This is a genomic window from Bradyrhizobium sp. Arg816 (genome assembly GCF_029989365.1).
GTDB lineage: Bacteria > Pseudomonadota > Alphaproteobacteria > Rhizobiales > Xanthobacteraceae > Bradyrhizobium.
In genome coordinates, this window is the sequence record NZ_JAPRAQ010000001.1 from 969,444 (window position 1) to 991,878 (window position 22,435).

At 65.4% G+C, this 22,435-nt stretch carries 22 protein-coding genes and 1 pseudogene; 19 read left to right on the top strand and 4 right to left on the bottom strand.

Features of this window, described 5'->3' with window-relative positions:
- Positions 1-6: 6 nt before the first annotated feature.
- Positions 7-1,290 carry a glycosyltransferase family 87 protein gene (locus tag OWC48_RS04470; protein WP_282518852.1) on the bottom strand — a complete coding sequence of 428 codons (1,284 nt, stop codon included), beginning with the start codon at positions 1,288-1,290 and terminating at the stop codon, positions 7-9.
- A 316-nt stretch (positions 1,291-1,606) separates the two neighbouring features.
- Positions 1,607-3,229 carry a helicase HerA-like domain-containing protein gene (locus OWC48_RS04475; protein WP_282518853.1) on the bottom strand — a complete coding sequence of 541 codons (1,623 nt, stop codon included), beginning with the start codon at positions 3,227-3,229 and terminating at the stop codon, positions 1,607-1,609.
- A gap of 349 nt (positions 3,230-3,578) precedes the next feature.
- Here OWC48_RS04475 and OWC48_RS04480 point away from each other — a divergent pair, with 349 nt between their 5' ends.
- The 19 genes and pseudogenes from OWC48_RS04480 (at position 3,579) to OWC48_RS04570 (ending at position 19,379) form a co-directional block, all read left to right on the top strand.
- Positions 3,579-3,944, top strand: a complete 366-nt coding sequence (locus OWC48_RS04480) for a DUF2267 domain-containing protein (protein WP_282518854.1) — start codon at positions 3,579-3,581, stop codon at positions 3,942-3,944.
- 24 nt (positions 3,945-3,968) lie between these two features.
- Positions 3,969-4,376, top strand: a complete 408-nt coding sequence (locus tag OWC48_RS04485) for a DUF4332 domain-containing protein (RefSeq protein ID WP_282518855.1) — start codon at positions 3,969-3,971, stop codon at positions 4,374-4,376.
- Positions 4,377-4,520: 144 nt separating this feature from the next.
- Positions 4,521-5,381 carry a dihydropteroate synthase gene (gene folP, locus OWC48_RS04490; RefSeq protein ID WP_282518856.1) on the top strand — a complete coding sequence of 287 codons (861 nt, stop codon included), beginning with the start codon at positions 4,521-4,523 and terminating at the stop codon, positions 5,379-5,381.
- On the top strand, positions 5,378-5,746 hold the full coding sequence (gene folB / locus OWC48_RS04495; RefSeq protein ID WP_008553485.1) for a dihydroneopterin aldolase: 369 nt from the start codon (positions 5,378-5,380) through the stop codon (positions 5,744-5,746). Before folP ends, folB begins: the two co-directional genes overlap by 4 nt.
- 1 nt (position 5,747) lies before the next feature.
- The gene (gene folK, locus OWC48_RS04500; protein WP_282518857.1) at positions 5,748-6,239 is read left to right on the top strand and encodes a 2-amino-4-hydroxy-6-hydroxymethyldihydropteridine diphosphokinase; all 492 of its coding nucleotides are present in this window, start codon (positions 5,748-5,750) and stop codon (positions 6,237-6,239) included.
- An 81-nt stretch (positions 6,240-6,320) separates the two neighbouring features.
- Positions 6,321-8,192 (top strand): methylmalonyl-CoA mutase family protein, encoded by a 1,872-nt coding sequence (locus OWC48_RS04505; protein ID WP_282518858.1) that lies wholly within the window; start codon positions 6,321-6,323, stop codon positions 8,190-8,192.
- Positions 8,189-8,653 (top strand): GFA family protein, encoded by a 465-nt coding sequence (locus OWC48_RS04510; RefSeq protein ID WP_282518859.1) that lies wholly within the window; start codon positions 8,189-8,191, stop codon positions 8,651-8,653. The genes OWC48_RS04505 and OWC48_RS04510 overlap by 4 nt, the downstream gene beginning before the upstream one ends.
- Positions 8,646-8,873 (top strand): hypothetical protein, encoded by a 228-nt coding sequence (locus OWC48_RS04515; RefSeq protein WP_282518860.1) that lies wholly within the window; start codon positions 8,646-8,648, stop codon positions 8,871-8,873. Before OWC48_RS04510 ends, OWC48_RS04515 begins: the two co-directional genes overlap by 8 nt.
- Complete coding sequence (gene scpA / locus OWC48_RS04520; RefSeq protein WP_282518861.1) at positions 8,870-11,026, top strand: methylmalonyl-CoA mutase; 2,157 nt, start codon at positions 8,870-8,872, stop codon at positions 11,024-11,026. The genes OWC48_RS04515 and scpA overlap by 4 nt, the downstream gene beginning before the upstream one ends.
- 37 nt (positions 11,027-11,063) lie before the next feature.
- A complete protein-coding gene (locus OWC48_RS04525) occupies positions 11,064-11,360 on the top strand; it encodes a nucleotidyltransferase family protein (RefSeq protein WP_282518862.1) in 297 nt (98 codons plus the stop codon).
- A 32-nt stretch (positions 11,361-11,392) separates the two neighbouring features.
- The gene (locus OWC48_RS04530; protein WP_282518972.1) at positions 11,393-12,166 is read left to right on the top strand and encodes an RsiV family protein; all 774 of its coding nucleotides are present in this window, start codon (positions 11,393-11,395) and stop codon (positions 12,164-12,166) included.
- Between the two features lie 131 nt (positions 12,167-12,297).
- A complete protein-coding gene (locus OWC48_RS04535) occupies positions 12,298-13,290 on the top strand; it encodes a tripartite tricarboxylate transporter substrate binding protein (protein ID WP_028146998.1) in 993 nt (330 codons plus the stop codon).
- Positions 13,291-13,387: 97 nt separating this feature from the next.
- Complete coding sequence (locus OWC48_RS04540; RefSeq protein WP_282518863.1) at positions 13,388-13,879, top strand: tripartite tricarboxylate transporter TctB family protein; 492 nt, start codon at positions 13,388-13,390, stop codon at positions 13,877-13,879.
- 4 nt (positions 13,880-13,883) lie between these two features.
- Positions 13,884-15,395: a tripartite tricarboxylate transporter permease gene (locus OWC48_RS04545; protein WP_282518864.1), complete on the top strand. Its 1,512-nt coding sequence runs from the start codon at positions 13,884-13,886 to the stop codon at positions 15,393-15,395.
- Positions 15,396-15,490: 95 nt separating this feature from the next.
- On the top strand, positions 15,491-15,805 hold the full coding sequence (locus OWC48_RS04550; RefSeq protein ID WP_282518865.1) for a nucleotidyltransferase family protein: 315 nt from the start codon (positions 15,491-15,493) through the stop codon (positions 15,803-15,805).
- Complete coding sequence (locus OWC48_RS04555; RefSeq protein ID WP_282518866.1) at positions 15,806-16,150, top strand: DUF86 domain-containing protein; 345 nt, start codon at positions 15,806-15,808, stop codon at positions 16,148-16,150.
- Between the two features lie 21 nt (positions 16,151-16,171).
- Positions 16,172-17,158 carry a methylmalonyl Co-A mutase-associated GTPase MeaB gene (gene meaB / locus OWC48_RS04560; RefSeq protein WP_282518867.1) on the top strand — a complete coding sequence of 329 codons (987 nt, stop codon included), beginning with the start codon at positions 16,172-16,174 and terminating at the stop codon, positions 17,156-17,158.
- Positions 17,155-17,810, top strand: a pseudogene (locus OWC48_RS04565) (pyroglutamyl-peptidase I). Before meaB ends, OWC48_RS04565 begins: the two are co-directional and overlap by 4 nt.
- Positions 17,811-18,008: 198 nt before the next feature.
- The gene (locus tag OWC48_RS04570; RefSeq protein ID WP_282518868.1) at positions 18,009-19,379 is read left to right on the top strand and encodes a TIGR03808 family TAT-translocated repetitive protein; all 1,371 of its coding nucleotides are present in this window, start codon (positions 18,009-18,011) and stop codon (positions 19,377-19,379) included.
- A gap of 124 nt (positions 19,380-19,503) precedes the next feature.
- On the opposite strand, the gene OWC48_RS04575 is transcribed toward OWC48_RS04570, so the two are convergent.
- The gene (locus OWC48_RS04575) at positions 19,504-20,229 is read right to left on the bottom strand and encodes a TIGR03809 family protein (RefSeq protein WP_306664162.1); all 726 of its coding nucleotides are present in this window, start codon (positions 20,227-20,229) and stop codon (positions 19,504-19,506) included.
- A 480-nt stretch (positions 20,230-20,709) separates the two neighbouring features.
- Positions 20,710-22,422 (bottom strand): S8 family serine peptidase, encoded by a 1,713-nt coding sequence (locus tag OWC48_RS04580; RefSeq protein WP_282518869.1) that lies wholly within the window; start codon positions 22,420-22,422, stop codon positions 20,710-20,712.
- Positions 22,423-22,435: the final 13 nt, after the last annotated feature.

The window sequence follows — 22,435 nt, forward strand, 5'->3', positions numbered from 1 at the left end:
TGAGTCTCAAGAGGTACCGGATTTTAGCGCTGCCGCCGCCTCGGAGCCAGTCGCAACCGGCGGATGCCGGATGTGCCATGCGAGGCTACCTGCAAGAATGGCGGTCGCGACAAGGTTATTGCCCCAGGCCTGGATGACATTGGGAAACCACGGCACCGCCAGCAGCATGAGGATGCCGGCGGCACCCAGCGCGAGCCAGGTTCCCAGCCGCACGTTCGGTCGCGCGTCGAAGGCGGCGCGATGCATCAGCACCGTCAACGGGAAGAACAGCCACATGAAGTAGTATTGCCGCGCCAGCGGCGATGCCACCGTCATCAGGCAGAACAGGATGCCGAGCTCCTCCGCATCCGAGCGCGCCGTTCGCCGCGCTTGCGGCGGCATCACCGCGAGGAAGCCGAGCCCGAGCAACGCCGACAACGCCAGCACGATCAAGTTCGCCGTCTTGTAGTCGACGTCGATGACATTCATCGTGCGCGGCGGCTTGTTCGGATCTTCCTGATTGTAGTTGATCGGCCGGACCAAACGGTGCGTGACGGCAATGAGGGACTGGTTGACCCACGACCAGTTCTGCTCGTCGCGCTGGCCAAAGCCTTTTTCCGAGCTCGTGCCGACCATGCCCTGGTACCAAGTCTTGAGCTCGGCCGCGTTGCGCTCGAAGCCGCGGATCGGTGCCGGCACGACATAGAGAAGGATGCCGGTGAAGGCGACCGTCGCGACGACGGCCGCCCACTTCCTGCGCCAGATCAGATAGGGCAGCACCGCAATCGGAAACACCTTGATGGCGGTGGCGAGCGCGAACATGAAGCCTGCGAGCCAGGCGCGCTGATGCTGCAACAACCAGAAGCCCCAGAGCATCATCGCCAGCAGCACGAGGTTCGGCTGGCCGAGGTCGAACTGATCGAACACGAAGGTCACGGTGACGATGGCCGGCAGCGCTTCGAGCCACGGGCCGGGCCTGCGGCCCGATCCCGTCATGGCATTGGAGAATATGCCCGTGTACCACCATGCCGCCACGTTCAGGATCGACAGCACGACATAGAGCGGGATCTTGCCGAACCAGCTCGGGATCGCCAGCAGGATCGCCGGCAGCGGTGGATAGATGAATTCGAAATACTCGCCGATCTTGTCGGGATAGAGCGATCCACCGTGCAGCACCTGCTGCCCGGCCCAGTACCACAGCCCATAATCCTTGGTCTTGCCGTGGCCGAAGATCTCGGGAACGAGCACGTCGGCGGTCAGGAGGACGCAGCAGAGCAGGAAGAGCAGATCAAGCGGCGCACGTAGCGACAAGGCTCTGTGCGGGCCGAGTTTGTCTGATAGATTCGGTGATGTCACATTATGTCCCGTTGGAAACAAATAGCACGTAGCAGACCGACGGACGCTTGGAGAGCCCCCTTCACCTGAATTTGTGGTGGTGGTGATGACCTAGGGCGACCGGATACCAGGTGACTATTTGAGCGCTAAAGCTTCCGCAGCGTCATGGCTGGGCCTGTCCCGGCCATCCACGGTCTTGCCGCGACAACAAAGAACGTGGATGCCCGGGACAAGCCCGGGCATGACGGCCTTTTGTGGTCGAGCGAGGCTGCCTCAAATCCGGCTTCTCTGCCTAACGACGCAGCAGCCCGCCGAGCGCGCCGCGCACCAGGGTGCGGCCGATCGAGCCACCGAGTTGGCCGGCGACCGACTTGCCGAGATTGGCCGCCATCCCCCCGATCACCTGGTTGGTGACCGATCGCGTCACGTCGCGCGCAATGACCTGGCCCGTCGACAGGCGGCCGCGCTTGACGTTGGTGCCGAAGATGGTGCCAACCATCGAGCCGATCTGGCCGAGGATGCCGCCGCCTTCGCCGCCCGCCGGAGCATCCGCAGTCGCGGCGGTGCCGGCAATGCGCTTCTGGATCATCTCGTAGGCGGATTCGGCATCGACGGCGGTGTCGTATTTGCCCTTCACCGGGCTCGCATCCATGATCGCCTTGCGCTCTTCGGGCGTGATCGATCCGATGCGGGCTGATGGCGGCCGGATCATGACACGCTCCACCATCGTCGGCGTGCCGTTGCCTTCGAGGAAGGACACCAGCGCCTCGCCCTTGCCGAGCTCCATGATCACCTTGGCGGTGTCGAGCTTCGGGTTGGGCCGGAAGGTCTGGGCTGCGGCGGCGACCGCTTTCTGGTCGCGCGGGGTGAACGCACGCAGCGCATGCTGGACACGGTTGCCCAATTGCCCGAGCACGCGGTCGGGCACGTCGATGGGGTTTTGCGTCACGAAATAGACGCCGACGCCCTTGGATCGGATCAAACGCACCACCTGCTCGATCTTGTCCATCAACGCCTTCGGCGCGTCGTTGAACAACAGATGCGCCTCGTCGAAGAAGAACACCAGCTTCGGCTTCGGCAGGTCGCCGGCCTCGGGCAGCTCCTCGAACAGTTCTGACAGCATCCACAGCAGGAACGTCGCGTAAAGCCGTGGACTCTGCAGCAGCTTGTCGGCAACAAGGATGTTGACCATGCCGCGGCCGTCGCGGTCGGTCTTCATGAAGTCCTTCAGCGTCAGCGCCGGCTCGCCGAAGAATTTGGTGCCGCCCTGGTTCTCCAGCACCAGAAGCTGGCGCTGGATGGTGCCGACGGTGGCCTTGGTGACGTTGCCAAAACCCTGGGCCTCCTTCTTGATGTCGGCAAGCGGGCTTTCCTCGGCGTCCGCCCCCTTCTTGCCGGCATCCGGCACGATGGCATCGAGCAGCGCGCGCAGATCCTTCATGTCGATGAGGGTCAGCCCATTGTCGTCGGCGACGCGGAAGGCGACGTTGAGCACGCCTTCCTGCACGTCGTTCAGGTCGAGCATGCGCGCGAGCAGCAGCGGCCCCATCTCCGTGACGGTTGCCCGCACCGGATGACCCTGTTCGCCGAACACGTCCCAGAACACCGTCGAGAACTGATCGGGTTGAAACGTCAGGCCCATCCCGGTGGCACGCTTGACGATGAAATCCTTGGCCTCGCCGACCTCGGAGATGCCGGAGAGATCACCCTTGATGTCGGACGCGAAGACCGGAACGCCGGCGCGCGCAAATCCTTCCGCCATCACCTGCAGTGTCACCGTTTTACCGGTTCCGGTTGCACCCGTGACGAGGCCGTGGCGATTGGCGAGCGCGAGCGTCAGCCATGCCTGCTCGTCTCCCTTGCCGACGAAGATCTTGTCGTCGGTGTCGCCGAGCTTGCTGTCCTGTGCGGTCATGCTTCTCTCTGATCTCTCTGCCGTGTTTCGCGTATTGAAACTCGAATGCGCCTGTTCCGTAGTTTAACGCATGTCGCGTGCGGATTAAAACCGTTCAACGCGCCCTGAGCATGCGACATTGTCGGAAACTTACCGGCGACATCAGCCGAAAGTAGGGATGACGCGTTCGCACCGCGGCAATTTCTTGCAGAAATCCATCTCCGCTCTTGCATCGCTGCAACACTTTTCGCGCCTTCGGGAGTGAATCGGGACGTTGCGTGCGTTCATCGCTTGTATTTCACATCGCTCCGGATCAAGATCATTTCGGAAGCAATACTCCGGCATGCAAACCGGCTGAGGGGCGGGCCTTATGGACGAGCTGATCGGGCAGCTGGCGTCGAACGCCAGCATAGACAGTGCTGTGGCTGAAAAGACCGTCGGCATTATCCTGGGCTTCCTCCGCAGCGAAGGTCCTTCCGAGAACGTCGAAGCGTTGATCGATCGGATTCCCGGTGCGGAAGCGGCGATCGAGGCGTCCAGGAGCGGCGGCGGACTGTCGCGGCTGATGGGCGGCGGCCTGATGGCCGTCGGCACGCGCCTGATGGGCCTGGGACTTGGCATGTCCGAGATTCAAAGCATTGCCCGTGAACTTTTCCGCTACGGCCGAGACAAAATCGGAGCGGATCAGATGGGCAAGATCATCGCGGGGACGCCGGGCCTCAGCCAGTTCGCCTGAGCGACGCTTTTCATATCGAGCATCATGACATATCCGATCACCGAGATTGAGGGCCTGCCGGCCTTTGCCGCCAACAAGTTGAAGGCGCATGGAATCCGCACGACCGACGCGCTGCTCGAGGCGGCCTCGACCGTGAAGGGCCGCAAGGCGCTCGCCGCCAAGACCGGCATCAGCGAGCAGCAGCTGCTGGAATGGGCCAACGTCTCCGACTACATGCGCATTCCCGGGATGGGCCGGGCCAAGGTCGGCCTCGTCCGCGCCGCCGGCGTCACGACCGTGCGCGAGCTCGCCTATCGGAATCCGGCACGGCTCGCCCAGAGCATGCGGGAAGCCAACGAGAAGAAGAAGCTCGTCCGCATCCTGCCCTCGGAAAAATCGGTCGGCGACATCATCGCCAAGGCGAAGAAGCTGCCGCCGAAGATTACGTATTAGTCGCGCTGCTCCATCACCGTCATCCTGAGGTGCGAAGCGCGACACCTGCAGCTCTCAATTTCAGTGCGTAGATGGGGTAACGGGCCGACATTCGCCTCCAATCCCACCTTGAATCCCCCCTCCCCGACCGCTAAAGCGAGCCGCATGAATGCCTCGCCCTCCCCATCCGTCCCGCCGGCCGGCTCGGCCGGGCCCGACGTGCTGCGGACGCTGCTGGAGCGGCCTCTTCCGGCAGTGATGGGCGTGCTCAACGTCACCCCGGATTCCTTCTCCGACGGCGGCGAGTTCATCGCGCCCGAGCTGGCGCTTGCGCGGGCGCGGGCGATGATCGAGGCCGGCGTCGACATCATCGACATCGGCGCCGAGTCCACCCGGCCCTACACGGGCGCCCGGCCGGTGACGGCGGCGGACGAGCTGGCCCGGCTGAAGCCGGTGCTGTCAGGCGTGGTGGCGCTGGGCGTCCCCGTATCGATCGACAGCATGAAGGCGGAGGTGGTGGCCTTTGCGCTCGACCAGGGCGCTGCGATCGCCAACGACGTCTGGGGCCTGCAGCGCGACACCGGCATGGCGCAGCTCATCGCCGCACGCGGCGTCCCCGTCATCGTCATGCACAACCGCGACAGCGTCGATCCCGCCATCGACATTATCGCGGACATGAAGGCGTTCTTCCTGCGCTCGCTGGATATCGCTGCAAAAGCCGGCATCGCGCGCGACAAAATCGTGCTCGATCCCGGCATCGGCTTCGGCAAGACGGCCGAGCAGAGCATGACTGCGCTGGCGCACTTACGCGAATTCGACATGTTCGGCCTGCCGATCCTCGTTGGTGCCTCGCGAAAACGCTTCATCGCCTCGGTGTCGCCCTCGGAGCCGAAAGAACGGCTCGCCGGCTCGATCGCCGCGCATCTGATCGCCGCACAGCGCGGCGCCAAGATCATCCGCACCCATGACGTCGCCGAGACCTTGCAGGCCCTGCGGGTCGCGAACGCAATCGAGAGCAAGCAATGACCGATACGATCTTCGTCACCGGCCTGTCGATCCACGCCCGCCACGGCGTGATGGATCACGAGACCGAAGTCGGCCAGCGCTTCGTCATCGATCTCGAGCTCTATACCGATTTGTCGGAGCCGTCGCGCAGCGACCGGCTCGCCGATACTGTGTCCTACGCCGAAGTCGTGGCGACCACGACGGCGGCGTTCAAGAACACCAACTACAAGCTGCTGGAGCGGGCGGCCGGTGCGGTCGCCGATGCCATCCTGTCGCACTTTCCGCGCATCCGCGCCGTGAAGATCACCGTGCACAAGCCGCATGCGCCGATCGCCGCGATCTTCGACGACGTCGGCATCATGCTGACGCGCTCGCGGCATCCCTGATATGGCAAGCGTGCTGATCGCACTCGGCGGCAATGTCGGCGATGTCCGCGCGACGTTCCGGAAGGCGATCGCGCACATCTCAGGCATGGCGCAAGCCGCGCTGATCGCGCGCTCCTCGGACTATGCGACGCCGCCCTGGGGCGATGAGGACCAGGATCCCTTCATCAATGCCTGCGTCGAGATCGAGACCAGCCTCGATCCGCATGCGCTCTTGTTCGTGATGCAGAAGGTCGAGCAGAAATTCGGCCGCACGCGGGACAAGGAGCGGCAATGGGGCCCGCGCACGCTCGATCTCGACATGATCGCCTATGACGATGTGTCGCTCCAGAAGCCCGACCTGACCTTGCCGCATCCGCGCCTGTTCGAGCGCGCCTTCGTGCTGGTGCCGCTGGCTGAAATCGCGCCCGACCGCGTGATCTCGGGCATTCGTGTGCGTGACGGGCTTGCCAGCGTCTCGACGCAAGGCATTGAGCGGCTTCCGGATACCGGTTAACCAAAAACAACCGTTTGCAGCGACGGCCGGTCGTGGCAATTTCGCCTGCGAACAACAAGATTTTTGGGAGCCCTTGGCCGTATGACCTCCGTGACTGACGACCTGCCGCTGGCGGCCGATTTTCCCAAGGCGACCGTCGACGACTGGCGCAAGCTGGTCGACGGCGTGCTGAAGGGCGCGCCGTTCGAGAAGCTGGTCGGCAAGACTTATGACGGCCTCAAGATCGACCCGCTCTATCCCCGCGCCAAGGGCGTTGCGCCCGTGGTGGGACGGCCTGCCGCCGCGCCGTGGCAGATCATGCAGCGGATCGACCATCCCGATGCGGTGGCCGCGAACGCGCAGGCGCTGACCGATCTCGAAAATGGCGCGACGGGTCTCGCGCTGGTGTTCGCCGGCGGCAGTGGCGCTCACGGGTTCGGGCTGGAACCTTCGGCCGATGCGGTCGCAAAGGTCTTCAAGGATATTCATCTCGATGCCGGCATCGACGTCGAACTCCAGATCGGTCCGCAATCGCGGATGGCGGCGATCCATGTCGCGGAATATGTGAAGAGCAGCGGCCTCGATCCCGCCGCCTGCAACATCCGCTTCGGGCTCGATCCGCTCGCGGCCGGCGCGGTGTGGGGTCACAGCCCCTACACATGGGACGAGATCGTTCCGGCTGTCACCGGCGCCATCAAGGGTCTCGCCGCGCTCGGCTTCAAGGGCCCGTTCGCGTCCGCCGACGGGCGCGTGATCCACGATGCCGGCGGCTCCGAGGTGCAGGAGCTCGCGTTCGTGCTCGCCTGCGGCGTGGCCTATCTGCGCGCGATCGAAGGCGCCGGCGTTCCGCTGGAGCAGGCACAGGGGATGGTCTACGCGCGGCTGGCCGCGGATGCCGACCAATTCTTGACCATGGCAAAATTCCGCGCGCTGCGGCTGCTGTGGGCGCGCGTCGAGACGGCGTGCGGGCTGACGCCGAAGCCGCTCTTCATTGCCGCCGATACGGCCTGGCGCATGCTGACGCAGCGCGATCCCTACGTGAACATGCTGCGCGCGACCATCGCGACGTTCGCGGCCGGTCTCGCCGGCGCCAACGCGATCACCGTGCTGCCGCATACGCTGGCGCTCGGGCTGCCCGATCCGTTCGCGCGGCGCGTGGCGCGGAATACGCAAGCCCTGCTGCTGGAGGAAAGCAACCTCGCCAAGGTCAGCGATCCCGCCGCCGGCGCAGGCGGCATCGAGACATTGACGGCGCAGCTTTGCGAGGCCGCCTGGGCGCTGTTCCAGGACAGCGAGAAAGCCGGCGGCGCCTTCGCCGCGCTTCAGCAAGGCCTGTTCCAGAGCAAGGTCGCAGCCGCTCGAAAGGCGCGCGACGCCAATATCGCAAAGCGCCGCGACGTGCTGACAGGCGCCAGCGAGTTTCCCAACCTGCATGAGAGCGAAACGGCCGTGCTGAAGGCGACGCCGGTCGCGCTCGCGCCTTATGGCGAGCAGAAGTACAAGTTCGATGCGCTGCCGCCGATCCGGCTGGCGGAACCGTTCGAGGCGCTGCGCGACAAATCCGATGCGGCGCTGAAGGCGCGCGGCGCGCGGCCAAAGGTGTTTCTGGCCAATCTCGGCACGCCCGCCGATTTCACGGCACGGGCGACCTTTGCCAAGAGCTTGTTCGAGGCCGGCGGCATCCAGGCCGTCGACAGCGAGGGTTTTGCCGATCCGGCCAAATTGGCCGCCGCATTCAATGCCTCCGGCGCCGAGCTTGCCTGTCTTTGTTCCAGCGACAAGGTCTATGCGGAACACGCCGACGCCGCGGCGAAGGCCCTGCAAACGGCAGGCGCGCGACATATCTATCTGGCAGGCCGTCCGACTGATGCCGAGGCGGCACTCCGTGCGGCCGGCGTCACGGGTTTTGTCTTCGCCGGAGGCGATGCGCTTGCGACACTGCAAGACGCTTACCGACGGATGGAGCAGGCATGAGCGAAGCGGGCAAACCAGTTTTCACCGGCGGCTGCCAATGCGGCGCGGTGCGCTTTGCGATTTCGGCAACCCCGAACCGGGTTTCGATCTGCCATTGCCGGATGTGCCAGAAGGCGAGCGGCGCGCCGTTCGCGTCCTTCGCCGACATCAACCGGACGGATTTCGCCTGGACCAAGGGGCAGCCGTCGTTCTTCCGCTCTTCCTCGATCGCCGATCGCGGCTATTGCGCCGCCTGCGGCACGCCGCTGAGCTTTGGCCGCATCGACGGTGACCGGATCGAGATCATGACCGGCGCCTTCGACCGGCCCGACCAGATCATACCGGCGCGACAGTTCGGCACCGAGTCCCGTCTCGGCTGGGTGGTCGGCATCGCCAACCTGCCGAGCCAGACCACGCAGCAGAATTACGGACCGGAGAAGATGGCGACCATCGTCAGCCATCAGCATCCGGATCATGATTGATGGCCGCCGCGTCGAGGCTGCAACTATGATAGGCTATAACATGCTGCGGGTGCTCGGAGGACTGTTGCGGGCTTTGATAGAGTGGAAGGTCGAACTCGCGCGGCTGCTCTGGGCCGGAACTGGTGCGATGACCAAGAGCCGCATCGACGATCCCATCTACAAGAAAAATGTGCAGAGACTGATCGAGCGCAATCGCAGGTTTGAGGAATCCAAGGAATGAGCCGCATTCCCAATTTCGCCGACGTCGCCTTCGAGCGCGCCGCGACCGCCGCGCCATCAGGCAGCGCCGAGCCGTGGCTGACGCCTGAAGGCATTCTGGTGAAACCCGCCTATGGCGAGGCCGATCTTGCCGGGCTCGATTTCCTCGAGACCTATCCGGGCATCGCGCCCTACCTGCGCGGCCCCTACCCGACCATGTATGTCAACCAGCCCTGGACCGTCAGGCAATATGCCGGCTTCTCCACGGCGGAGGATTCCAACGCGTTCTACCGCCGCAATCTCGCGGCAGGACAGAAGGGCCTCTCAGTCGCCTTCGACCTCGCCACCCACCGCGGCTATGACTCTGATCATCCGCGCGTCGGCGGCGACGTCGGCATGGCCGGTGTTGCGATCGATTCCATCTACGACATGCGCACGCTGTTCGCAGGCATTCCGCTCGACCAGATGAGCGTGTCCATGACCATGAACGGCGCGGTGCTGCCGATCCTCGCGCTATATGTGGCCGCCGCCGGCGAACAGGGTGTGCCGCCGGAGAAGCTCTCAGGGACGATTCAGAACGACATTCTGAAAGAGTTCATGGTGCGCAACACCTATATCTATCCGCCCGCGCCCTCGATGCGGATCATCTCGGACATCTTCGCCTACACCTCCACGAAGATGCCGAAGTACAATTCGATCTCGATCTCCGGCTATCACATGCAGGAGGCCGGCGCGACGCAGGATCTCGAGCTCGCCTATACGCTCGCCGACGGCGTCGAATATCTCCGCGCCGGCCTTGCCGCGGGCCTGGATGTCGACCGCTTCGCGCCGCGCCTGTCATTCTTCTGGGCGATCGGCATGAACTTCTTCATGGAAGTCGCCAAGATGCGCGCCGCGCGCCTGCTCTGGGCGAAGCTCTTGAAGCCTTTCAACCCTAGGGATCCGCGCTCGCTCTCGCTGCGCACGCATTGTCAGACCTCCGGCTGGTCGCTGACCGCGCAGGACGTGTTCAACAATGTGATGCGCACGACGGTGGAGGCGATGGCGGCGACGCAAGGCCACACCCAGTCGCTGCACACCAACGCGCTCGACGAGGCCTTGGCGCTGCCGACCGACTTCTCGGCGCGCATCGCCCGCAACACCCAGCTCTTCCTGCAGCAGGAGAGCGGCACCACCCGCATCATCGATCCCTGGGGCGGCTCGTATTATGTCGAGCGGCTGACGCGTGATCTCGCCGCGAAGGCGTGGGGCCACATCCAGGAGGTCGAGGAGCTTGGCGGCATGGCCAAGGCCATCGAGGCCGGCGTGCCGAAGCTGCGCATCGAGGAGGCCTCGGCCAAAACCCAGGCCCGCATTGATGCCGGCAAGCAGGCGGTGATCGGCGTCAACAAGTACAAGCCGACGGATGAGGCTCCCATCGACATCCTCAAGGTCGACAACACCAATGTCCGCCGCCTCCAGATCGACAAGCTGACGCGGCTGAAATCCGAGCGCAACCAGACCGACGTCGACGCGGCGCTTGCCGCGCTGACGCGCTCGGCCGGCGAAGGCAACGGCAATCTGCTCGCGCTCGCAATCGACGCGGCACGGGCGAAGGCGACCGTCGGCGAAATCTCGGACGCGATGGAAAAGGTGTTCGGCCGGCACCGCGCCGAGATCAAATCCATCACCGGCGTCTACAAGCGGGAGGCGTCCAGCATGGGTAACCAGGTCGAGAAGGTTCAGGCGCTGATCGACGCCTTCGAGGAGGCGGAAGGCCGCCGGCCGCGCATCCTGGTCGCCAAGATCGGCCAGGACGGCCACGACCGCGGCCAGAAGGTGATTGCCTCGGCCTTCGCCGACATCGGCTTCGACGTCGACATCGGGCCGCTGTTTGCAACTGCCGACGAAGCTGCGCGGCAGGCGGTCGAGAACGACGTGCACATCCTCGGCGTTTCCTCGCTCGCCGCCGCCCATCTCACCGCAGTGCCTGAACTCAAGGCCGCGCTGAAGAAACAGGGCCGCGACGACATCATGATCATCATCGGCGGCGTGGTGCCGCCGCAGGATTACGATGCGCTCTACGCCGCCGGGGCCGAGGCGATCTTCCCGCCGGGCACGGTGATCGCGGAAGCCGCCGAGGAGCTGATCCGCAAGCTGAATGCCCGGCTCGGGCATAGCGAGGCGGCGGAGTAGATGATACGCTGGCCGCATCACCGGCCGGATTGTCTCCATGACACGTGATGAGCTCATCGCTGCGATACGCCAGAACGCTGATGCCATCAAAGCCAAGGGCGTCTCGAAGCTCGCCATCCTCGGCACGCGGGCCGGCGACGATTATCACCCGCACAGCGACATCGATGTCCTGGTCGAGGTCGAACCGGAGGCCTCTTTCTCGCTGCTCAACCTGATCGATGTCGAGCAGATCATCGAGGATGCGACCGGCTTGCAGGCGCAGGCGACCGTCCGGCGCTCCGCCTCCCCCCACTCTGCGCAGCAGATCGCAGACCACATCCTCGAAATATTCTGACGCTCACGTAAGGAGCACTCCCCTTGAAGTTCATGATCGGTTTGAGCGTCGCCATGGCGCTTAGCGCAACGTGCGTCGTCTCCGCCCTCGCCGCGGACCCCAAGCCCGACGCCGTCGTCAAGACCAAGAGCATCGACGCCCGCGTCTTCCTCGACGACAGGATCAAGGCTGATGCGGCGCTGGCGGCGGATTGCCTTTCAGACGGCAGGAAGTGGCTCGACAAGAACGCGGCCGAGGCTGCCGCCTCGCGCAAGGAAGATCCGCAGTTCTTCAAGGACGGCGGCTGGGATTTCGAACGCAAATATGCGATCCGCTCCGTTGTCGCCGATCGCTATGTCAGCGTCCTGCGCAACGACTACATGGACACCCATGGCGCGCATCCCAATTCGGACGTGAACACGATCCTTTGGGACAAGACCCAGCACAAGCGCATCTCGATCCGCCCGTTCTTCACCGAGACCGTCGACAACGGCGCGACCATGAAGGCGATGGTGAAAGCCGTGATCGCCTCGCTGAGAGCCGAGAAGAAGAAGCGCGACACCAGCGAGACCGCGACCGACGAATGGTTCAAGAGCGTCGAGCCGAGCCTGCTCAAGATCGGCGCGGTGACGCTTGCGCCTTCAACCGAAGCGGGCAAGAGTTCCGGGCTCACCTACCACTATCCGCCTTACGCGGTCGGCCCCTACGCCGAGGGCGAATATGTCGCCTTCGTGCCGTGGGGAACGCTGAAGACCTATCTCACGGCGGAAGGCATGCGCATCTTCGGCGGCGCGCGGCCGAAGGGCGATGCGGAAGAGCCGCAGTGATGATGTTTTGAGCAGCGACAGATTGCTCACAGCGCTGTGGTAGCGCTACCTTGCAGCGGCGCCGCAAAGCCGACTAGAATGCCTTCATTGACAAGAGCGCCCGATGTCACGGGCGCCGCTGGGAGGCATTCATGTCCAAGATCTCGCGCCGCACTTTTGCGGCCTCTTCCGCCGCGATTGCCGCATCCGCAGCATTCGGTCTCACACCAGCACGCGCACAGGCCTATCCGGCGCGCCCGGTCACCGTGATCGTGCCCTGGGGCGCCGGTGGCGGCACCGACGCGACTGCGCGCATTGTCGCAGCCCTGCTGGAAAAGGATCTCGGCCAGCCCTTCAACGTCGTCAACCGCACCGGCGGTTCAGGCGTGGTCGGCCATAGCGCGATCGCGACCGCGCAACCGGACGGCTACACGATCGGCATGCTCACCGTCGAAATCTCGATGATGCACTGGCAGGGCCTTACCGAGCTGACGCCGAAGAGCTACACGCCGCTGGCGCTGATGAACGAGGACCCGCCGGGCATCCAGGTCTCCTCCTCCTCGCCCTACAAGACCGTCAAGGAGCTCGCCGAAGCCATCAAGGCGGCGCCCCCCGGCAAGTTCAAGGCGTCGGGCACCGGCCAGGGCGGCATCTGGCATCTCGCGCTGGTCGGCTGGATGCAGGCGATGGGCCTGCCCGCCAACCAAGTCGCCTGGGTACCGTCGAATGGAGCTGCGCCCGCGATGCAGGATCTTGCCGCCGGCGGCCTCGACCTCACGACGTGCTCGGTGCCGGAAGCGCGCGCCATCATCGAGGCGGGCAAGGCGAGGAGCCTCGCCATCATGGCGCCCGCCCGCAACCCGATCTTCAAGGATGTGCCGACGCTGAAGGAGGCGATGGGCATCGACTACGCGACCGGCGCCTGGCGCGGCATCGGCGCACCGAAGAACCTGCCGCCGGAAATCGCAACGAAGCTCACCGCGGCGCTGAAGAAGGTCTACGACTCCGCCGAGTTCAAGGACTTCATGAGCAACCGCGGCTTCGGCACGGTGTGGGGCGATGCCGGTCAGTTCGCAAGCTTCATGGACAAGGGCGACGCCCAGATGGGCGAGGCGATGAAGGCCGCCGGCCTGAGCAAGGCGTGACGTTTCACCTCTCCTCGCGCTTGTCCGCCGAAGCTTCAGCGAAGGCGGATGCGGGGAGAGGGAGCGCACTTCCCGGAATTCTGACAGGACCTCTCTCATGCGTCTTCCCGACTCCGTCACGGGATCGTTTCTCGTCGTGCTCGGCGCGGCTTCAGCCTATGGCGGCTGGATCCTGCCGCCGGTGCCGGGGCAGCCGGTCGGCCCCAACGTATTTCCGCTCGTGATCGGTATCGGGCTTGCGCTGTGCGGGCTCGCGATCGTGTTCGGCATCGGCCATTCCTTCGAGGAGGAGGAAGAGCTGATCCCACTGGAAGACGGCCAAGCCGCCGCACCGCTGCCGCAGGGCAAGCTCTACGGCCTGCGCGCCCTGCTGCCGCCGGCGCTGCTGCTGTTCTACGTCGCCGCCGCCGACCGGCTCGGCTTCATCATCACCGCGGCGATCATGGTCTATGTCACCTCGACCGCGCTCGGGGCGAAGTGGAAGCTGGCGCTGCCGCTCGCAGCGCTGTCGCCCTTCGCCATCCACCTCATCTTCGGCAAGCTGCTGCGCGTGCCGCTCCCCGCCGGCCTGCTGCCGACGCCCTGGTGATCCCATGCTGAAGACCCTGATTGAAGCATTCGCCCTGATCTCCACCTGGGAGGTCATCATCGCGATGTTCGCAGCCTCCGTGTACGGGCTCGTCATCGGCTCGCTGCCGGGCCTGTCGGCGACGATGGCGACCGCCCTGCTCGTCCCCGTCACCTTCTACCTGTCGCCGATCGCGGCGATCGCGACCATCGTCGCGGCCTCCTCGATGGCGATCTTCTCCGGCGACATTCCCGGCGCGCTGCTGCGCATTCCCGGCACGCCGGCCTCGGCAGCCTATGCCGACGAGGCCTACGCCATGACACGCAAGGGCCAGGCCGAGCTGGCGCTGGGAGCCGGCGTCTGGTTCTCCGCCGTCGGCGGCATCGCCGGCGTGCTGTCGCTGATGATCTTGGCGCCGCCGCTCGCCGAGATCGCGCTGTCGTTCTCGACCTTCGAATATTTCTGGCTGGCGCTGCTCGGCCTGATGTGCGCCACCTTGGTCGCGCGCTCCTCGCCGGTGAAGGCGATCGCGGGCATGTTCCTCGGCCTGCTGGTGTCCTGCATCGGCATCGAGAATCCCGGCGGCGTGCCGCGCTTCACCTTCGGCATCACCGATTTGTTCGGCGGCATCGAGCCGATCCCGGCGCTGGTCGGCGTGTTCGCGGTGGCGCAGGTGATGCGCGCGATGCTGACGCCCGAGCCGCCGCCGCTGCCGCGACGAAAATTCGGAAGCATCATGGCCGGCCAGTGGAAGCTGACCAAGAAGTATCACTGGCAGATGACGCGTGGAAACATCATCGGCATCATCATCGGCGTGCTGCCCGGCGCCGGCGCCGACATGGCCGCCTGGGTCTCCTACGCGATGTCGAAGCGCTTCTCCAGGGAGCCGGAGAAATTCGGCACCGGCCATGTCGAGGGCCTGGTCGAGGCCGGCGCCAGCAACAACGCCAGCATCGCCTCGGGCTGGGTGCCGTCGCTGCTGTTCGGCATTCCCGGTGACACCATCGCCGCGATCGCGATCGGCGTGCTCTACATGAAGGGCCTCAATCCCGGCCCGACGCTGTTCACCGAGAAGGCGTCGAGCATGTACGCGATCTATCTGATGTTCATCATCGCGAACATCCTGATGATCCCGCTCGGCATCGCCATGATCCGGATCGCCGCCTACATCCTGCTGGCGCCGCGCTCCGCCATCATGCCGATCATCATGCTCTGCTGCGCGGTCGGCTCGTTCGCGATCGGCAACAACATGTTCGGCGTCGTCACCGTCGCCGCCTTCGGCGTGATCGGCTATGTGATGGAGGCCAACGGCTATCCCGTCGCCGCAATGGTGCTCGGCATCGTCATGGGCACCATGGTCGAGCAGGCTTTCGTGACCTCGCTGATCAAGTCGGACGGCAGCATCCTGCCGTTCTTCGAGCGCCCCGTCGCCGCCATCCTCGCCGCCATGGCGATCGGCGCGCTGCTGTGGCCGGTGATGGTGTGGGTCTGGCGCAAGGTGAAGCCGGTGCAGACGGCGGCGGCAACACCCGGGTGATAGGGGGCGGGCAGCCCTCGCCTGCCCCGCCGGGGGCGGGTCCAGCCGGCTCCGCCATGCTGGGCCAGACGGTCGCCTTGTGCTAGTGTCCGGTCATGACCGACGTCGCAGACATTCCGCTCCAGACGCTTGTCGGGAAGCTCCGAGAGCTTGCTCCCGCCCTGAGGGCTGCAGGTGTCATCCGGCTTTACCTGTTCGGGTCCCGCGCGCGCGGCGACGCTCGGCCAGACAGCGACCTCGACGTGCTGGTCGAGACAACCTCGCGCGAGGAAACGCCGCGGTTCGACTACTTTAGAGTCCTGCATTTGATCGAGGACCATGTCGGCCTACGAGCGCAGATATCGATACGGGACCTGCTGAAGCCGCGCATGGCCGAGCGTATCGCGGATGATCTGGTCGAGGTCTTCTGAATGCCGCCGACCGTGGAAGACCGGCTGCGAGATATTCTGGAAGCTATCACTGACATCGAAAGTGTCGTGAAGGGCCTCACATTCGATCAATTCGTCTCTGAAAAAACCGCCCGGCTGGCAATCGAACGACTTCTCGAGATCATCTGCGAGGCATCAAGATTCATCCCGGATGAGATAAAACGAACCGAGCCGGCGATCGATTGGCGCAAGATGATCGACTTCGGAAATCTACTTCGTCATGCCTACCACATGACGAAGGCCGAGATCGTTTGGGACATCATTCAAATCCACCTTCCACCTTTGAAATCTTGCGCTGAAAGACACATTCGCATGTCGGGCCGCTAGCGGCTGGACGCGAAGACAATCATGACCGGTAGCAAATCCATCGACATCAAAACCCTCGCCCGCGACTTGCGCTCCGGCAGTCGCGCGGCCCTCGCCCGGGCCATCACTCTGGTGGAAAGCCGGCGCGGCGACCACCAGGCGCTGGCGCGCGAGCTGGTGCAGATGCTGCTGCCCGACACCGGCAAGGCGGTTCGCGTCGGCATCACCGGCTCCCCCGGGGTCGGCAAGTCCACCACCATCGACGTGCTCGGGACGTACCTGATCGAACAGGGCAACAAGGTCGCGGTGCTCGCGGTCGATCCGTCCTCGGCGCGCAGCGGCGGCTCGATCCTCGGCGACAAGACGCGGATGGCGCGGCTATCGGCCTCCAATGACGCCTTCATCCGCCCCTCGCCATCGTCAGGCACGCTCGGCGGCGTCGCCGCCAAGACGCGCGAGGCCATGCTGTTGTGCGAGGCCGCCGGCTTCGACGTCGTGCTGGTCGAGACCGTCGGCATCGGCCAGTCCGAGACCGCGGTCTGTGACATGACCGATTTCTTCCTCGCGCTGATGCTGCCGGGCGGCGGCGACGAGTTGCAAGGCATCAAGAAGGGCCTGGTCGAGCTCGCCGACATGATCGCGATCAACAAGGCCGACGGCGACAATCTCAAGCGCGCCAACATCACCGCCGCCGACTATCGCGGCGCGCTGCATATCCTCAGCCCCCGGTCCGAGCATTGGCACCCGCCGGTCGAGACCTATTCGGCGCTGACCGGCGACGGCATCGCAAAACTCTGGCAGAAGGTTCTGGATCACCGCAAGGCGATGAATGCATCCGGCGATTTCGCTGCACGGCGGCGCGAGCAGCAGGTGAAATGGATGTGGTCGATGCTGGAGCAGCGCATGCTGGCGCGGCTGCGCAGCGAGGCGTCGGTGCGTACGAAAGTCAGGAAGATCGAGGCTGAGGTGGCTGAAGGCCATCTCACGCCGGCACTCGCCGCCGAGCAGATTCTGGAGTTGCTGCAATGAGCGAAAAGCTCCGCATTCTCCTCACCGGCTTCGGACCGTTTCCCGGCGCGCCCTATAACCCGACCCAGCCGCTGGTCGCGCGGCTGGCGCAATTGCGCCGTCCGGCCCTCGACGATGTCGCGCTCGCGAGCCACATCTTCCCGGTCACCTACGCCGCGGTCGACCGGCAATTGCCTGATGTGCTCGCGAAAGAGAAGCCGGATGCGCTGCTGATGTTCGGCCTCGCCGCGCGCACGCCTTACCTCCGCATCGAGACCCGCGCCCGCAATGCCGTCACCATGCTCTGGCCCGATGCCGCCAACACCCGCTCCAGCAAGCGCGGCATCGCCGGCCATACGGACGCGATGACGTTCGGTCCGCATACGGCAAGACTGCTGCGCGCCGCGCGCCTCACCGGCATCGACGCGCGCGCTCGCGCGATGCCGGGGCCTATCTCTGCAATTATCTCAGCTGGCGCGCGATCGAGAATGTCAGGGCGGGCGGACCGCAGCTTGCCGCGTTCATCCACATTCCCCTGCTCGCGCGTAGCGGCGCTGTTCGGCGCATGGGTTCGCCGCGGATCACGCTGGAAGAACTGGTGGACGCCGGCGAGGCCATGCTGATGGAGATAGTGGGGCTCGCGAGGAAGCGGCGGAACCCGCAGGTCTCGTAGGGTGGGCAAAGGCGCCCTTGCGCCGTGCCCACGACTTCGCCTCGAATAGGCTTTGTTGGGCACGCTTGCGCTTTGCCCACCCTACGGCACCGCCTCCGCGGTAAACATTTAACCCTACCGCGAACAATCCCCGCGCCGTCGGCCACCCTGCGCTACCTAGTCGGTCGCGGACCTCCCGCGTCCGCCGAAGGATGCGTCATGGACCTCAACCGCCGTCGTCTCATCGGAGCTTCGACCGCAGGCATCGCGGGCGCACTCGCCGTGCCGGCCGACGCCGCGCGCGCGGCGCCGCTGACATCCCTGCTCGGCCGTGATGCCACGCAATTCGGCGTGCGGCCCGGCAGCAGCGAGGACCAGACCCGCGTGCTCCAGCGCGCCATCGACGAAGCTGCACGGGCACAGATGCCGCTGGCGCTGCCACCCGGCATCTATCGGAGCGGATTGCTGCGATTGCCGAATGGTGCCCAGCTGATCGGCGTGCGCGGCGCGACAAAATTCGTCTTCACCGGCGGAGCCGCGGCAATCCAGAGTGACCGGTCGGACTCGATCGGCCTGACCGGCATCAGCTTCGATGGCGGTGGCATTCCGCTTCCGACGCGGCGCGGACTGATCCATGTCCTCGGCGGGCGTGACGTCCGCATCACCGATTGCGAGATCACCGGCTCCGGCGGCAGCGGCATCTGGCTCGAGCAGGTCACGGGCGACATCTCCGGCAACATCTTTACCAGCATTGCGGTGACGGCGGTCGTCTCATTCGACGCCAGGGGCCTCAGCGTCTCGCGCAACACCATCATCGGCACCAACGACAACGGCATCGAGATCCTGCGCACCACGATCGGCGATGACGGCACGCTGGTCACTGATAACCGCATCGAGGACATCAAGGCCGGTCCCGGCGGCTCGGGCCAGTACGGCAACGCCATCAACGCGTTTCGCGCCGGCAACGTGATCGTGCGCGGCAATCGCATCAGGAACTGCGATTACTCGGCGGTGCGCGGCAATTCGGCCTCGAACATCCACATATCAGGCAACAGCGTCAGCGACGTGCGCGAGGTCGCGCTCTATTCGGAGTTCGCGTTCGAGGCCGCGGTGATCGCCAACAACACGGTCGATGGTGCCGCCGTCGGCGTCTCCGTCTGCAATTTCAACGAAGGCGGCCGCATCGCGGTGGTCCAGGGCAACATCATCCGCAATCTGATCCCGAAGCGGCCGATCGGCACCGCCCCCGACGACGATGCCGGTGTCGGCATCTACGTCGAGGCTGACAGCTCCGTGACTGGCAATGTGATCGAGAACGCGCCGTCCTATGGCATCGTCGCCGGCTGGGGCAAATATCTGCGCGACGTCGCGATCACGGGCAACGTGATCCGCAAGGCGCTGGCCGGCGTCGGCGTCTCCGTGGTGTCCGGCGCAGGCACCGCGCTCGTCAACAACAACATGATCTCGGAAACCCCGCGCGGCGCCGTGGTTGGGCTCGATCATGCCCGTGCGGTGACGTCGGATCTGTCGGCGGACGGCGCACAGCGCTTCGCGCAGCTGGTGGTCGGCGGCAATGCGGTGCGGCGGTAGGTGTGCGACGCCAGAGCGGCCGTGCATCCTTCGAGGCTCCCCATGGGACGCGCAGCGTCCCATGCCTCGCACCTCAGGATGACGGGGATCGGGAGGACGCGGTGGTCCTCTTGAACATTCGCCCTTAAAACGCGTTCCTCAGCAGCGGGTACTTCGCTTGCAGGCCGTCGAGGCTGAAGGTGAATTCGACGACGCGCTCGGGAGCGGCGACGATTTCGGCGGCGGGCGGGGCGAACTGCGGCAGGAGCGTTGCCATTGCAGCAGGCGTGGCCTGCGGCGCCTTCACGGCAGGTGCGGTGAACGCCGCCATTGCGGCAGGCGGGGCGACCGGCGACCTCACAGCGGGCGCGGCGACCGGCGCCCGCGCAGCGGGAGCCTTGAGCGGAGCGACAGCGGCAGGCGCAGTGAACAATGCCGCCGCAGCCGGCGTCGCTCGCGGCACGAGCGGGGCTTCGGGGATTTCGGCAAGGACCTCCGGCTTGGGCGCGAGCCTGACCGGAACGGCGGTCTCCGCGGCGATGTGGACGGCCTTCGGCTGCACGGTCTGCGCCTGTTGCTCGCGCGGAAACACGCGGGGCATGGTCGCCGGCGACCAGCCGAATACGGGCGAGACACTCGCGGCCGCCGCAGCCACGTCGGCACCGGTCGCGAGCGCGCGCCAGGTCTGAACGGCGCGCTTGGCTTCCTGGATGTTTTCGAGGAATGCGATCTCGGAGTGGTAGCGGCGCCAGCGTCCGGTCTCGAACATTTCGGAGAGATGTTCCAGCCGCTGCTCGGCGAGAGTGCACCAGCGTGCCGCAATGTCGCGGCCACGCGCCACGTCGCGAACAGCCTCTTGGCGATGTGTCATAAACCAGCCCGTCAGGTGAAAAATACGGACGCGACGCAACGCACACGAATCAATTTAGACGTGACATGAATATTTTGTGGAAAAGTTTTGACTTGTCCAGCAACGACACGCCGGTCGTCGTCAATAACGGTAGTCGTGCGGAGAATTGCTGTGTTTTCGAGTCAAGCTTCGCACAAGCATAACCGGCCTGCGGGGCGACTCCCGGGCGCCGACAATGGGCGCCGCCACGTTCGCTCAACCGGAAGCTGATCGCGCCGAGCGGTTCAAGAAATCAGCCCCTGAAAAGAAAAGACCCGTCCGGGGGGACAACCGGACGGGTCGAGCCATATGGGCGCTTGGGGTGGATGGGCGCTCGCGCCTGATATGACTTATGGGGAGGGATGACCGCTCCCACATAATTTGGTCGTGGCAGCCGGCTGAACGTTCAATGCGGCGTTCGATTTCTTGGCCTTCGCACCGCGCGCAAAGTTGTCGCAGCCGCTATCGCGTCGCCGGCCTATCCGCCTGAGAAATCGTGGATTTATCCTCTGCGCTCGACAGCGAGGGTTGTTCGATCGCGCGGATGCCAGGCTCGTCGCGACGCTTCTCGGCATCTTCACGTTTTGTTGTACCGGACGCAGCCGCGACAGGCGTCGCGCTGTCGGCGGGAACGGCCATGACTGCGGCAAACGCGTCGGCCTCACCGTCGCCGAAGAGATCATCACGGCCGGGTGAACCGAGGTCGCGCGCGGTCTTCGCCAGCGTCATGCGCAGCGCCTCCGGCTTGAGCGTGTAATTGCGCTCGAGCAGCAGCGCGGCGACGCCCGAGACATAGGCGGCCGAGAACGAGGTCCCCGAGGTCATCTGGTACTTGCCGTCGGGCGCGGGCAGGAAGATGTCGACGCCGGGCGCCGCCAGCGCGATGTAATTGCCGCGGTTGGACGCCGAGAACAGCTTGTCCTGCTGATCGGTCGCGCTGACCGCGATCACGTTGGGATTGGCGGCAGGATAAAGCGGCGGCGATTTCGCGCCGGCATTGCCGGCGGCCGCGATCAGCACCAGCCCGCGGGCGGCGGTCGCCGCGATGGCGCGCTCGATCACGGCGTCCTTCGGACCGGCAAAGCTCATATTGATGATCTGCGCGCCGTGCTCGGCGGCGTAATTCAGCGAGCGCAAGACGATGTAGGACGAGCTCTGGGCGCCGCCCGTCGTGCCGCCAAAGGCGCGGATGGCAATGATGCGCGCCTCGGGCGCGCTGCCCATCAGCCTGGCATGAGCCACGATGGCGCCGGCAATGCCGGTGCCATGGACATGCGGGCCCTCGGCGCTGCCGAGCGCATCAAAGTTGTCGGCGATGGAATGGGCGAGCTCGGGATGTTGGGCGTCGATGCCGGAGTCGATCACGGCAACCGTCACGTTGGCACCGTGTGCCAGTGTATGCGCCTGCGGCAGGCGAAGCCTGGCCAGCGCATATTGCGCGGGATCACCCTCGGTCGGCACCGACGATTTCTGATCCTGGAGCACGTAGCGGAAGTTCGGCTGGACCGAACGCACGCTGCCATCGGCGGCGAACTCACGCCGCACCGTCTCGGAAGGCCGGCCGTCCGTGATGCGGAACAGGCCGAACGTCGCCCCGATCAGCGGGAAATTCTCGGATGAGACACGCGTCAAGCCGTGGCGGCGCGCAAGCTCGTCGGCTTCGGTCGCCGACAGGGCGCCGTCGATCTCGGCCACGAATTCGTTGGCGAAGCTACGCAAGTCGACGGCGGCCGGCGTGCTGTTACCCCGCCCCTTGCCGGCGCTCTTCTTGCCCGATTTGCCTGTGCCATCGCCACCTGCGCCCGGCTGCGCCAGGCATTCGCCGTCGGCGTCGCGATAGGGGGCCGTGCAGGCGGGGTACAGGTTCGGCGAATAGCGCGCATAGGGCAGCACCGGGGTCGGTCGCATCCGCGCCGTGGTGGTGGTACGCGGGATAGCAGGGATAGAACGCGGGCCGGGGCCGACGCCGACAGCCCGCGCGCCAACACCGGGGCTGACGCGCGCGGCGATGCTGGGAGAGATGGTCGGGGTGCGCGTGGGGACGCTGATCGTCGGCGTGCGCATGATCGCCTGCGCCTGCGCAACCTCGACGCCGAGGCCGGCGAGCAGGAGTGCAGCTCCGACCGATGAAACGTAGGCCCCGGCTCGCGACTTACTCTCGGACTTGCGCGTCATCGGTGCAGCGGCG